This window comes from Candidatus Vampirococcus lugosii (genome assembly GCF_018420025.1).
Classification (GTDB): Bacteria; Patescibacteriota; Gracilibacteria; order Absconditabacterales; family Absconditicoccaceae; genus Vampirococcus; species Vampirococcus lugosii.
The window spans coordinates 1-14747 of record NZ_JAEDAM010000026.1; the positions used below are offsets into that span (position 1 = coordinate 1).

A 14747-nucleotide genomic window follows, 5' to 3' on the forward strand; every position below is an offset into this window, starting at 1 on the left:
TATCATATTCATCTATCAATATTACTACTTGTTTTCCTGTTTTTTCATATATTTTCTCTGCTAAATATCATAAATCAAAATCATCTACAAAATCTTCTAAATTATATATTTTATCTTCTATATATATTTCTAATTTTTGTTTTATAAACTTTTCTATATCTTTAAATTCATTATAACTTGCAAAACTCATATACACTACTGGATTTATTTCTTCAAAATTTCGTTTATCATAAATATATGTATTTTTGAATAATTCTTTTTCTCACATATATAAATATTTTATCATTGATAATGTCAATGATTTCCCAAATCTTCTCGGTCTAGATAAAAAATAATATTTATTACTTATCAATAAATTATGTATTGTTTTAGTTTTATCTACATAGTAACTATTTCTTGTTATTAATTCTCTAAAATCTTGTATTCATATCGCTATTTTTTTCATTTCTCTATTTTTTTTTAACATTACTAAATCTCTTTCATTATAATTTTTTCTTTACCAAAATCAATATTTTTTTCCCGCCCGGGCGGTTCCATCTACAAAAGTAGAAATATTATACGAATTATAAAGTAATGTTGATGATTGCTGGACTCAGTTATCTACAAAAGTAGAAATATTATACGAATTATAAAGTTATTAATATATAAAATAGCTATTAAATCTACAAAAGTAGAAATATTATACGAATTATAAAGAATATTTTTTTGCTTTATTGCTCAAAAAATCTACAAAAGTAGAAATATTATACGAATTATAAAGATGGATGATGTTATTGATTTATTTGAATCTACAAAAGTAGAAATATTATACGAATTATAAAGTATATCACTTACAAAAATGATTCATAAGCTATCTACAAAAGTAGAAATATTATACGAATTATAAAGATGTATTGAATAGAATATTAGAAGAGAGAATCTACAAAAGTAGAAATATTATACGAATTATAAAGTTAACTATTAATATATATGATATGAAAGATCTACAAAAGTAGAAATATTATACGAATTATAAAGTCATTATGCAACATTAAGTCAAATACAAGATCTACAAAAGTAGAAATATTATACGAATTATAAAGAATGCTGAATATAATCGTGGCATAGAATCTACAAAAGTAGAAATATTATACGAATTATAAAGAAACTATTTGGATAAAATGGGGCGAAGACAATCTACAAAAGTAGAAATATTATACGAATTATAAAGTTATTGAAGCTATATATTACACAAAACAGAATCTACAAAAGTAGAAATATTATACGAATTATAAAGTATCAAGTGTGATTTCTCACCTAGCTTTGATCTACAAAAGTAGAAATATTATACGAATTATAAAGATATGATTCATCATAAAAATTTTTCTTATCTACAAAAGTAGAAATATTATACGAATTATAAAGTTGTGAATTTATGTGAAGCCGAGTTAATATCTACAAAAGTAGAAATATTATACGAATTATAAAGCATAAATACACTATAGAGAATATTATTTATCTACAAAAGTAGAAATATTATACGAATTATAAAGACTATATCAGATAGTATTGCAGAGTTAATCTACAAAAGTAGAAATATTATACGAATTATAAAGAAATAATTAATGATTTAATCAACTTAAATCTACAAAAGTAGAAATATTATACGAATTATAAAGTAATCAAAAGCATCCTAGTAACAGAAATACATCTACAAAAGTAGAAATATTATACGAATTATAAAGATTGACTACATTGTTGGGACTTAAATGATCTACAAAAGTAGAAATATTATACGAATTATAAAGCTGTATTAGTTAATTCAACATCTCAAACCATCTACAAAAGTAGAAATATTATACGAATTATAAAGCAGATGAACCCGCCCAGATACTGACCCAATATCTACAAAAGTAGAAATATTATACGAATTATAAAGAAGAAAAAATACAAGTTCTTACAGAAGAGCTTATCTACAAAAGTAGAAATATTATACGAATTATAAAGTATAAGGTTGATGAAAGCGTCGCCAAAATCTACAAAAGTAGAAATATTATACGAATTATAAAGAATACTCCAGATATAAGAAACTATTAATCTACAAAAGTAGAAATATTATACGAATTATAAAGATGTATTAACTGTATTAAAACAAGCAAGATCTACAAAAGTAGAAATATTATACGAATTATAAAGTCCTGTCGCATCTTGAAAAGTATAAAAATCTACAAAAGTAGAAATATTATACGAATTATAAAGCTTGGGACTGACATTTTGCATATTATAATCTACAAAAGTAGAAATATTATACGAATTATAAAGTTATGTTAATATTGGTGATGAGACAACACATCTACAAAAGTAGAAATATTATACGAATTATAAAGTTTAGGCAATGTTGTTCAATCATTATAGTAATCTACAAAAGTAGAAATATTATACGAATTATAAAGATATTATGATACAATATGTGAAATTTATTATTATCTACAAAAGTAGAAATATTATACGAATTATAAAGTCATAAAATAAGATAAATATGCTTGGTCAATCTACAAAAGTAGAAATATTATACGAATTATAAAGGTAACTCCAACTTTACAAGCTTTATGATATATCTACAAAAGTAGAAATATTATACGAATTATAAAGAATTAAATTTAAAATGCCAAACTGGACAAATCTACAAAAGTAGAAATATTATACGAATTATAAAGTTTGAAAATTTGTTAGTCTTGAAACAATGATCTACAAAAGTAGAAATATTATACGAATTATAAAGACCGATTTTGGCTTGTTTACTAGAGTTTCGGGAGCATACAGATTTTTATCCGAGCTTCCGAAACCCAGTTGGACCGCCAATCCATTTTTATAAAGACTATAGGTTTGCAATTTTTTATATTTTGCATATTATTCCATATAATCACACTTTACAATCCACATCGTTATTTCTATCTTTGTTTTTTTCTAATTCGTATTATTATATTTCATATAATATCTTTTAATGATCTTCTTATATAATTCGTATTTATTCATTATAATAATTTATTCTTATTTTGCAAACTTTTTTAATATAAATCTACATAAACAATAAATCACTTTCTTCATTTACTGCATATCAATATCTAATTACTTTCTTTTTACATCATTCACACATACCAAATATAAGAATACTATCAGTATTCTGAAATGATTTTGCAAAAATTTTTTCTACTTCTACCAAAATTAAATCTAAAATTCTTTGACTATTTTTGATCTCAAAAACTGAATATTGCAATCTCCTACCATATTTTTTTAAAAATTTGGAAAATTTTGTTCTCACTTTATCATTACTTATATCATAAGACACTATCAACATTTTACTTTAATTTAAATACTAAAAAAATCTAATTCTTCCAAATCATCTTTTACAAATGCTCTATAATAACTTTTACAAAACTTAAAAATTCATTCTTTATTTTCCAATATCGGTTCCAATAATAATTTTACATAATAATTTCTATTTTTCCAAGGAAGCCAGTATTCTCCTTTTCCAAATTTAAAATCTTTTTCATTTATTTGATTCAAATTATTCATTTTTACAATTTGTTTATCTACAATACACCTAAAAGGTTCTACTAAATCACAAACCAAAGATTTTCTTTGAAAAAACATTTGATGATAAAATCATTTATAAATATCAAATCAATAAAGATTTAAATTTGATTCTATAAAATTATACAAAAAAGTATACCCTATATCCATAAGTAAATTTGTAGGATCAACTTTAGTCCTAGGCATTCTTTTGTACCAATTCAAATTTTTAAAATATATTTCAAAAAATATTTTGGAAATATTTCATTCATATCATCTCAAAGAATCTTGATTTTCTGTTTTATTAAGATTTTTAATCAAAATTTTAATTTTATTTATTCATTCTTTTATTTTTTCATCTTTATTTCTAATATTTTTCAATAAAGAAAGTTGATTTTCTGCTTTATTATTTACTATTTTTTGTGAAAGCATAAGTTCTTGATCAAAATTATATTGCTTTTGTCTTAACAAAAAATTTCATTCTAATTGATTTCATATCAAAAATTTAGGAGCAAGATTATGATTTAAGAAATAAACACTAATCCCAAATTCTAATAATTTATTTATTAATTTAGTAGTAATAGTACAATCTCATATTACAAATAAATAAAAAATTTTGTAACAAGATGCTTGATTTACTAATTTTTCATCTTGATAAATTGCGATATTATCATTTTTGAGTTTTAAGTTCTTAAATTCATCACTAGTAATAACAACTATTTGTTTTTCTTCAAAATCTTTATAAGAAAGCATTTTTGAGTTAATTATGAGTTAAAAATTATTTGTAATAATCACACAATTCATTGTATATACATTTTTCACATTTTTTAAAATTTTGATTGAATTTAGAATTCAAATTAAAGTTTTGAAAATCTTTTATTAATTTTTCAAAATCTTGAATTTCTTGTTCTCAAGGAATTTTAATCTCATAATTTTTATTGTCTTGCAAAGAATGTATTTTTATTTTATTTATTTCATATCACATTTCTATCATACAAAAATATTGAGCATATACTTGCCAGATATAACCTTGATAAATTTTGACAACTTTACTTTTTCTTTCTATTAAAGTTTTGTTAACAAAATCAAAAAGGTCTATTTTCCCAGTTAGTAGGTATTTATTTGAAAAAACAGAAATTCATTGTAATATATTTTTGGAAGTGCTATATTTTGCCTTATCTATATTTTCGTGATTGTGTTTACCTAGAGTTTGAGCTTTTTGATGATAATTTTTGGTATTGTATTTGGCATATAGTTCATGAAAATAAATAGATCTTGGGCAAAAGATAAAGTCGTTAAGTGTAGAAATTTTTATATAGTTTTGCATTTTTATTTTTGGTTATGAATTAATTTGTTTTTTAATATATTCCATTCATTTTTTAGCTATATTGTAAGTAGCAAGATCATCTCAAGAGTTGATGAAATCAAATCAATGTCTTTTATTTTTCATATGATAATTACAAGTATTATTTTCTGTTTTTTTCGCTTTTTTTAAGTTATTTCAATAATCAATTCAATTATTTTCTTTGTAATGATGCATTGAATTTTCAAATTTTGGTCATTTTCAATGTCAAAATAATTTTTCATTACAAACAGGACAAGCACTTGAAGTATTATATTTATTTATATATCAAATAATTCATAATTGATCTAATTTTTTATCACTTTGAAAAGAAAAAACTTGTTTATAATTTGGAGGGACTTTTCATAGTGAAGAAAATTTTTGTAATAATTTTTCTTCTATTCTACTTCATAAAGTTGTATTATTTTTTTCAAAATCATTTTGTTTTTTGGATAATTCAAAATCTTCAAAAAATATCATTCAAGGATATAATTCTTGCAAATATATTATTATTCAAACCATATTAGCACAAATTGCATTTCTTAAATTATTTATTTTTAAAATAGAAATATTATTTTCATTTTCATCAAATTTATTTTTATTTAAATATTCTTGTAATTCTTCTATAATCTCTTCCTTTGAACAAATAACATTTTCTTTATAATAATATAAAAATTCTTTTTTTTCTATACAATTTATAGTTATATTATAATCATCATCCAAAATTTTATAATCTTTAATTTTTTTGGCATATACTAGATCATAAATTTTTCTTTTTGCTGAAGCTATTTTTAAATTTAAATATGTTGATAAATCTCAATTTAAATAGATTCTTCCATTTATAAATTTTGCTTTAGTTAAATCTATACATGAAACTTCTTTTTCATCATAAAAATCTGGATGTGTATCAAAAGTATAATATGATAAATTTTTATAAATTGGAGTTCATTTTTCATTTGTAGCTTTTAATCATTTTTCATTTAGTTCATAAACTTTAATTTTTACTCATTTATTATTTTCTTTTGAAAAATCAAAAATTCATAAACTTACAAGTTCATTTTCTCATCTATCAAGTCAATAAAAATATTTAAAAGAATTTTCTTTATTAAAATCTTTGTTATATTTATTATAAAAATTTAAAATTTCATCTGTTTCTTTAAAATTTAAATCAATTGATTTATTAAAAGAATTTTGTGTAATACTTGTTGTTAAAATATATCTATCATATAATTTTCTATTAAATTTCAATCAAGAATATTTTTTTTCAAAATTTTTGTCTTTTTCTATAAAACTAATTTTTATTTCTGGATTTATACGAATAGGAAATTTTTCTTTTTCATTATCTTCAGTCCAAAAATTCCACCATACTTTAGTATAATTATTTGGTTTTTCTCTTTTGAATTCTTTTTTTGTTTCTAATTTCTTTATTTCTTCTTCATCATATTTTTTTAAATCATAATTGGTAATTTTATAAAGTTTTGCTTCAAAATTTTCTATAATTTCTTGTTTTGTTTTATCTGATATAATAATTTTTTCTCTTTTATAACAAACTTTTTTTAATTCTTCTTCAAATTTTTCTAAATTTTCAAAATCTTTTTTTATAAAATCATCAAATCAATCAAAATATTTTATAGAAATTTGTTTTTTTGTTGATTCAAGATTTAATACAGTTTTATAAAAATCTATAAGCAATTTTTCATCATTTTCTCAATTTTGTTTTTTGAATTCAAATTTATCTTTTAATTTTCATTTATTAAAAAAAATTTTATATTTATATTTACATATATTTTTATTTAAATTTTTTCTAAATGAATCGTCTACTTCTTTTCTAAATGAATTATATAAATCTTTTCTAAATGAATTATCTACTTCTTTTAATTTTCAATGTATATTTTCAACTTCTTTTCAAAAACAAAGTTTATCCAAAGCTCTTAAAGTAAATGATTCAAATTTATATAAAATCCATTCTCAATTATTTTCATTTTGTAAATTATCTATAAAATATTTTGATTGATTTAAATTTGTTTTGTATTTAGAAATCTCTTTTTTTGTATCTCTTGGAATAGTAAGTAAATATTTATTATTTTTATTTTCAAGAATTAAAGCCCAACTATTTGTTTTTTCAGCTTCAATTTTTTCTTTTTCAATTGATTTTATAAGTGCTTTTATTTTACCATATTCCGTTGCAATTTTTTTGTATTCATTACAAAAGTTTTTAAATTTATAAAATTTAAATTTTCATTTTCTATTTCATTCAAAAAAATATTGTCATCTTTCTTTTTTTAATTCTGTTATTTTTTCAAAAAAATTTTCTTTTTCTATTTCTCAAAATTTTTCTCAAAATTCATTATTATATTTTTCTAAATTATATTTTATTTCTTCATTTTTTTGCTCTTTATTTTTTGCTTTTTTAATATTTAAAATATCTGATTTTGCTGTTGATAAAATTAAAATAGCCTTTGTTAAATCTAAAATATTTTTATATTGATCTTTATCAAAAATATCATTATATAATGAAATATTTAAATCAATATTTTCTCATTTTGCTTTTGCTTCTAAATATTTTAAAAAATTTGATTTTTGTTCTGTTTTATATTCTTTCATTAATTCATATGCTCTTTTTATTTCTAAATCTCAAATATCACTTGTAATATATTTACAAAATCAAGAATTTTTTATATTATATATATTAAATATGTTTTTTATTTTTCTCTCTTTTTTATTAAAATAAGTAAATTCATTTAATTTTTTATTATTTTCTTTTTCTTTTTCTAATATATTTTTGTCATAATTTTTGGGTTTTTTGTTTACGGTAAAATAATTAAAACTTGCTTTTTCAATTACTTGTCATGAATTTTTTGGCAAAAGATGTTTTTCAATATTTATAATTAATTTTTCTGTTTTTTTAATTTTTTCTTTTATATCATTAATTTTTTTTGATATTTCTGCTTCTTCTATATTTATATTATTAAATAATTCTTTTAAAAAATTAAAATTTGTTATTTTTGAAATTTGATAAAAAAAATAATTCAAATCTGAATTTCTGGCTTTATCTTCTTGATTTCTAAATCATAAATTTTTAATTTTTCCTAAAAAAAAATTATTATCATTTTCAAAACTTTTAAATCTATCTAATAGATAATCTAATTTTTTACTTTCTCAAATTTCAATTTGATTATTTCATTTTTTAAGAAATATAATATTTTTATCATAAAATTCTCTTTTTGTATAATTTTTTAAAAAACTAAATTTTATTTTTAATTTTTTATTTAATTTTTCTTTATTAAAATTAAAAACTATTTCTGGAAAAATTGAAAGTATTTTTTCATAAATTTCAACAAATTTTTTTAAATTTTCATCTAAATTTCATTCATATTTTGGTTTAATTAATTCTTCATCAAAATAAGGCTTTAACTCAAACCTAACTGTTTTATTTACCTCATACAAATTTTGTAAATTTTTTATATTTGTCATAATAATATTTTAATTAATTAAAAATTTAATCTTGTACAAACTTATCCCAATCATCATCAGAAATATATAAATCAGGTTTTTCAATATTATCATCAATATTATTCAAAATCATAATTCATTTCCTAGCAATATTATATGCCCCATTTGCATCAGCATTAAAATTTTTTCACTGTAATCAATCTTGACTATGATAATCACAAGATGGACATATAATATAATCTATATCATTTTTGCTATCTGAATTTCTCAACTGCAAAAGCAAATTGAAATAAAAAGTCAAAGATTTATAAAATTTTGCATCTTTATCAAATATTTGTTTATTTATATTTCCATACAAATCTATATTTTCATTTTTGAATAAATTATTTAATCAATCATTAATATTAATTTCTTCAACTTCCATTTTTTTTGTATTAAATTTTAATCTATTATTTAAACTATTGATATTAAATTTAGTTTTATTTGTATTTTGCTTTTTCTTTTTGTCTTGTATAATTTGGTAATCAAAAATAAATTTATTTCAATCAAAACTAATATCTACATTTTCAAAAAATTTTTTTTGTTTTTCTTTTGTAGCAGAATTTGAAATATAAACATTTTTTCTAAATCAACAAACTGGACAAGTAGTAGAAGTATAATTTGCTCTAGTATAAAACATTATTCAAGATTGTTTATATTTTGCTATATCTTGATAATCGTTAACTTTTGGCACTAATTGCCAAGCTTTAAGATAAGAACCAATTTCATCAAGTTTTTTATTTTTATCAGTTAGATAATTTAATTTTTTTGCCAAAGCTAATTCTAGTTTTTGATAAACTTGTTTTTCAATTTTTTGTCTTCATCTTTTGAATCACATATTTAAATCTTCAAAAACAATAATAGCATTATATTTTATAATTAAATCAGCTAATTTATTTACTACTTGAGAAATATATCAATTTTTCAATTCTTTAATATTTTCTATTTCTCACCAAGATATTCTTGCATCTTTTCTTGATTTTTCTATAGTTTCCAATTTTTGTAAATAATTAATTTTATTTACTATATTCAAAGTATCTACTTCATAGATCTTTCAATTTCTATCAATTACAGAATAATATGCCAAATGTTTTTCTCATCTATCTATTCAAATAATTTTAATATCTTTATTTTTATATAGATATTCATTTATCATTTGATTAAAATAATATTTATCTCATTTATTTGCATTTAATGTAATAGAAATATGAAAAAGTATTTTATCTTGAGAATATCTTTTATGTTGTATTATCTCTTTTCAAGATTTATCAAGTTTTTTATTTAAATCATCAGTTTTATCTCTGAAAAAAACTTCTGCTCATCAACTTAATTTTATTACCAAATTTTCCAAATTTTGAGGATCAAACAAAAGTTTGAAATATTTGGTATGAATATTTTCTTTACTTCAAGATTTTTTAAATTTTGAAAAATCTTTATTATATATTTGAAAAAGATATAGTTCTCAAGATTGTATTTTAAAATCAATAAAACTTGAATCAATTTTTGAGAAATTAAGAGAATACATTTTTTCTTCAATATCTTGATAAAATGTAGCTAAATCATTATAATCTTTTGATTCAATACTAGATAAATCATATTTATCAGAGTAAAGAAACAATAATCATTTTTTGTAATAATTAATAAGTTTTTTTAATTTTGTAGGGTCAAACTTTTCTCATTGTTCTTTACTTGCTTGAAATATATCAAATTCTTTTTTAATATCAGCAATTTCTTGATTATATCAAAAATTTTCAATATATTTTGATAAATATTTATTTAGTTCATTTCAAGTAAGAGAATTTAATTTTTTTTGTAATGGAAAAAGTAATCTTGGTAATTGTCTATAAACATTATTCAGTTGTTTATAATTCATTTTTTCATAAAAATCTCATCAAGTATATTCATAATTTTTAAATAAATTATTATTTTTCAAAATTCATAAATAATAATTTCAATCTTTTTTTAGAATTACTCAAAGTCTTTCTTTTTCTTTATCTTTATCCCAACCAGTAAGAAATTGAGAATTATCAAAATTTAATTTAAATTTATCAGTTTTTATTTTCTTTTTGGTCAAATAATTTCTTATCAAATTGTAATCTTTCCATATTTCATAATCTGTATAATAATCATTTAATTCATTATAAAAATTATTATCAGTTTCTTTATCTTCTACTTTTTTTCTATTTTTTTCTAATACAAAATATTTCATCATACTATAAACTGACAAAACTGAATCAAAATAATTTTTGATAATTAATATATTATCTTTATTTTTTTCAAAATTTGAAAGAATAGTATTTAAAGATTGTTCATATTTAATTAATTCATCAATATTTTTATTTAGTTCATAGTTAAATATATTTAGAAAATTTTCATAAATAGTTTTATTTTCAAAAATTATATTTTTATTTATATAAATATGTTTAAATACATCTTCAAGTTTTTGGTATGGAATATTTTCAAGAATATTTTTTAGTTCTGCAAAATTTACAAAATCAGCAATTTCTCATTTACCAAAAAATCATCTAATATAATCCCATCCAGAAAAATATTTACTTGAAATTGTATTAATTGCTTGTTTAGTAATATATATTTTATCTAATTCATATTTTTTATTTTCTACAACAAAAGAATTTATCAAATTTTTAGCTTGATTAACTTTTTGTTTATTTTTTGAGATACTAATTTTTATACTTTCTATAAGTTCATTATCATCTTGTATATCTTCTATAAAATTTTGTTTTAAATTTTCCGAAAGAATTTGTTTATAAAGTAATTTAAATTTTGGGAATTTTATATCTTTTTTATTAGATTGAATTTGTTTTTGTTTAAATAGATTTATTTTTTCATTTATTCATTGTATTTTTTCTCAATTGTCTAATGAATAACCTCATAAGACTTTATTATAATTATCAATTCAATCTTGCAAAAGACAATTATTATAAAAATCTAATTCAAAAATAGCTTTTTCATCTTGTGATAATTTATTTTTTATAAAATCTGGAAAATTATTTTTAAAATTTTGGAAATCTTGAATATTTTTAATAAAAGTGATTAAATTTTCATCAATAGCTCTCGTGGCAACTGCTCCTGCTTTGCCATCTTCAGCATAAAAATTTTTTCTAGATTCATTAAAATTTGCAAAATAAGTAAAAAATCTATCAAATTTAGCAAATAAATCTTTTTGTTCTGGATAAAATTCTCACATAAGTTTTAAAATTTCTTTTTCATTCAAAACTGAAATTCATCATTTTTTAAGAAAAGAATATTTCTGTTTCCACTTATTTCATTGAGATTCAAAAAACTTTACAAGTTCTTTTCTTAAATTTTTGGATATTTTTTCAAATTCTTTTTGTAATTTTTTATTTTTTTTATTTTCTGGAGATTTATTTAATTCAATGTAAGAATTATAAAAATCTTCTAGTTGATTTAGATAAATATTTTGTAAAGCTTGTTTTACAAATTTACGATGTAGATCATCAAAATAATCTTTTATTTTTGTATAATTTACTTGTACTTGTCTATCTTTTTGGATAATTCAATCTTTTTTTAGATTATCTAATGTATTTGAAATAGGTTTTAGTTCAAATCTCAAAGTTTTTGATATTTCATAAAGATTAGTAAAATTTTCCATATTTATTATTTAAAAAATTAAAATATTATATGTAAGAAATAGTAGAGTTGTTTACAGTTTTTTTTATTTTCAGTGATAAAACTCATCTATAATTTCATATGGTGTTTTATTATCAATTCATTTATGAAGTTTGACACAATTATATCGATTTACAAACCTTTTTAAAGACTTTTTTCTATTTTCTCTTGAAATAAATGTTTCTTTACTATGTCGCATATCCATTAATGTTCTTATTACTCTTTCAGCTTTACCGTTTGTTTGTGGTCTTTTTACTTTTGTGTATTTTTTCTTTGTTCATGCTTCAAGACAATATTTCAATTGATGATAATAATTTATATAAAGCAATAGATTATCTTGAAGATAATCAAAATGATATAGAAAATAAATTATTCAAAAAAAGAAAAGATGCTAATTGTAAATTATATTTATATGATATTACGAGTACATATTTTGAATAAAAAGCTGTTGAAATGGCAAAATATTGATATAGTAGAGATAAAAGAAATGATAGATTGCAAGTAAATATATGATTAGTAACAGATACTAATTGATATCCTATAAGTATAGAAATATTGGAATGAAATATAAATGATAAATCTACACTACAATCAAAAGTAAATGAATTAAAAGAGTTAAATGACATATTTTTATGTGTTTTATTAGTTATTATTTACTTCAAGATTTTAGATTAAAAGTTAAAGATTTATTACAAGAATATATATTATTAACTGAATTAAAAAATGTAAGTAAAGTTTACTTTAAAATAGATAATATACATATAAATAAAGTAGAACAAATAAATGAGCTTCAAGAAAAAATATTTAAATTATTTAAAATAAAAATAGATTTGTGTAGTACACAAATCTATTTTTATTTTCTTCCAAATCCTTGTCTAAATTAAGGATTTAGAAATTTTGTTCTACAAAGATGAGGTTAAAGCATTTAAACTTAATTTTAATGTCTCCTTTATACATATTTTTTCATAAATTTCCACTAATTCCACCTTTTTTATTTATTGTTTTTATTAGTTCTTAATTAACTTTTCAAAGTTTTTAATATTTCATATTACTGCAGAAAATTAGAAAAATTTTGATTTTTTTTGTAAAAACAATACAATTAGTTTGTCCGACTTTATTTAAAGTTTGGATATGACTGTAAACACTCCATCAAAAGGTGAAAGATATGTCTTCTCAAAACTATGTTTTTAATGATGAGTTGGTTCTAGATGAGCCCTGGGATAGTTTTGACTGGGAAGAGACTTGTTTCTAAAAATCTCAAAAAAAGACTTGATTTTTTTAAAAAAAAGTATAATATTAATATACACTATAAATTTATAAAATCTTTATGTAGAACAATTTATATTTTATAGTATATTTATATATATAAACTTCAATTTTTATGAAAAAAATATTATTATTATTTTTACTTTTAAGTTGTATTCCAATTTCTTTAACTAGTGCTAATAATACTTTATTTGAAGATAAACCTACTAATGGTGGTGATATTGATTGTAATGAAGATTATGAGCCTGTATGTTGATATGATTCAAAAACTTATAGAAATGAGTGTAAAGCAAAAAATGAATGAGTTAAAGTTTATTATAAATGAGAATGCTTATCTGTAAAAATGGAGAGTAAGATACAAGAATATGTTTTTGGTAAATTAGATCGAATGTTTAGTCGTCTTGTTTGAACTGATGAAGAAAAAATTATGCGTGTTTGAAATATAATAGATAATTTTGAAAATAGATTAGAAAAATTAGATGTTTCATCTAGAAGGTATAGTATGATTTGATATATTTTAAGATCTTTAAATGATTATATAGATAAAATTTTAGAAGAAGATTTAAATATAGATTGATATTATTTGGATGAGTAAATGATTTTTGGGTATAATATTAGTTTTTTGTTTTTAAAATTAAGAAATAAAGTATACTAAAACTACTTTATTTCTTAATTTTTTTTTGAAAAATTAAAAAAATATATATAATTGGAGTATTTAAATTTATCTTTGTAAGCAAAAAATAGCTAATTTCAAATCTCAAAGTTTTTGATATTTCATAAAGATTAGTAAAATTTTCCGTATTTTTTAATAAAAAATTAAAATATTATATAAATAATATTACATATAAACAAAAAAATCAATTTATTTTTATATTTGATAATAAATTGATTTAGATAATATATATAATATCAAAAAAATTGAAATAAAATTCTTAAATAAAATTTTTATATTAAGTCTTTTATAAATAGAATCATAAAAAAGAGCTTGTTATTTATCAAAAGACAAAAGGAAGATAATAATTAATAATTTTTGAAATTGATTTAATATTAAGAAAAGCTTTAGATAAATTTGTCACACTTGGTTAAATAGAATTCTGATAAGTTGATATAAATATTTTGGTATAAAAATCTAAAAAGTTATGAGAATATAGTTAATAAAATAATTAAAAAAGAGTGAAATTAGTGGAAATTTATCAAAAAAATATTTTTTTATCAGAAATTAGTAGATATTTTTTAAAAAATAAAAAAGTATTAAAAGTATTGTATAACCTCATCTTTGTAGAACAAAATTTCTAAATCCTTGATTTAGACAAGGATTTGGAAGAAAATAAAAATAGATTTGTGTACTACACAAATTTTATAATTTTATTTTAAATAATTTAAATATTTTTTCTTGAAGCTCATTTATTTGTTCTACTTTATTTATATGTATATTATCTATTTT

Annotated in this window: 11 protein-coding genes and 1 CRISPR repeat array; of the genes, 4 read left to right on the forward strand and 7 right to left on the reverse strand. The window is 19.4% G+C overall.

Annotation, left to right across the window (positions count from 1 at the left end):
- The 7 genes from VAMP_RS02720 to VAMP_RS07030 form a co-directional block, all read right to left on the reverse strand.
- Positions 1 to 445, reverse strand: a 445-nt coding sequence (locus VAMP_RS02720; RefSeq protein WP_213348966.1) for an AAA family ATPase, incomplete at its 3' end; no start/stop codon positions are given.
- A gap of 90 nt (positions 446 to 535) precedes the next feature.
- A CRISPR array of direct repeats spans positions 536 to 2761; the repeat unit is 36 nt; unit sequence ATCTACAAAAGTAGAAATATTATACGAATTATAAAG.
- Between the two features lie 297 nt (positions 2762 to 3058).
- Positions 3059 to 3337: a CRISPR-associated endonuclease Cas2 gene (cas2, locus tag VAMP_RS02725; protein ID WP_213348968.1), complete on the reverse strand. Its 279-nt coding sequence runs from the start codon at positions 3335 to 3337 to the stop codon at positions 3059 to 3061.
- 11 nt (positions 3338 to 3348) lie between these two features.
- Complete coding sequence (cas1, locus tag VAMP_RS02730) at positions 3349 to 4305, reverse strand: type V CRISPR-associated endonuclease Cas1 (protein WP_213348970.1); 957 nt, start codon at positions 4303 to 4305, stop codon at positions 3349 to 3351.
- Positions 4306 to 4330: 25 nt separating this feature from the next.
- Entirely contained in the window at positions 4331 to 4879 is a 549-nt protein-coding gene (gene cas4, locus VAMP_RS02735; protein ID WP_213348972.1) for a type V CRISPR-associated protein Cas4, read from the reverse strand.
- A 12-nt stretch (positions 4880 to 4891) separates the two neighbouring features.
- Positions 4892 to 8368, reverse strand: a complete 3477-nt coding sequence (locus tag VAMP_RS02740) for a hypothetical protein (RefSeq protein WP_213348974.1) — start codon at positions 8366 to 8368, stop codon at positions 4892 to 4894.
- A gap of 25 nt (positions 8369 to 8393) precedes the next feature.
- Complete coding sequence (gene cas12a, locus VAMP_RS07025; RefSeq protein ID WP_213348976.1) at positions 8394 to 12020, reverse strand: type V CRISPR-associated protein Cas12a/Cpf1; 3627 nt, start codon at positions 12018 to 12020, stop codon at positions 8394 to 8396.
- A gap of 63 nt (positions 12021 to 12083) precedes the next feature.
- Complete coding sequence (locus VAMP_RS07030) at positions 12084 to 12338, reverse strand: integrase core domain-containing protein (RefSeq protein WP_213348720.1); 255 nt, start codon at positions 12336 to 12338, stop codon at positions 12084 to 12086.
- Between VAMP_RS07030 and VAMP_RS02755 the strand changes: the two genes are divergently transcribed.
- The 4 genes from VAMP_RS02755 (at position 12317) to VAMP_RS02770 (ending at position 13898) form a co-directional block, all read left to right on the forward strand.
- Positions 12317 to 12478 carry a hypothetical protein gene (locus VAMP_RS02755; protein WP_213348979.1) on the forward strand — a complete coding sequence of 54 codons (162 nt, stop codon included), beginning with the start codon at positions 12317 to 12319 and terminating at the stop codon, positions 12476 to 12478. The genes VAMP_RS07030 and VAMP_RS02755 overlap by 22 nt on opposite strands.
- Positions 12479 to 12490: 12 nt before the next feature.
- Positions 12491 to 12712: a hypothetical protein gene (locus VAMP_RS02760; RefSeq protein ID WP_213348981.1), complete on the forward strand. Its 222-nt coding sequence runs from the start codon at positions 12491 to 12493 to the stop codon at positions 12710 to 12712.
- Positions 12670 to 12921, forward strand: a complete 252-nt coding sequence (locus VAMP_RS02765) for a hypothetical protein (RefSeq protein ID WP_213348983.1) — start codon at positions 12670 to 12672, stop codon at positions 12919 to 12921. The genes VAMP_RS02760 and VAMP_RS02765 overlap by 43 nt, the downstream gene beginning before the upstream one ends.
- Positions 12922 to 13418: 497 nt before the next feature.
- Entirely contained in the window at positions 13419 to 13898 is a 480-nt protein-coding gene (locus VAMP_RS02770) for a Kazal-type serine protease inhibitor family protein (RefSeq protein WP_213348985.1), read from the forward strand.
- Positions 13899 to 14747: the final 849 nt, after the last annotated feature.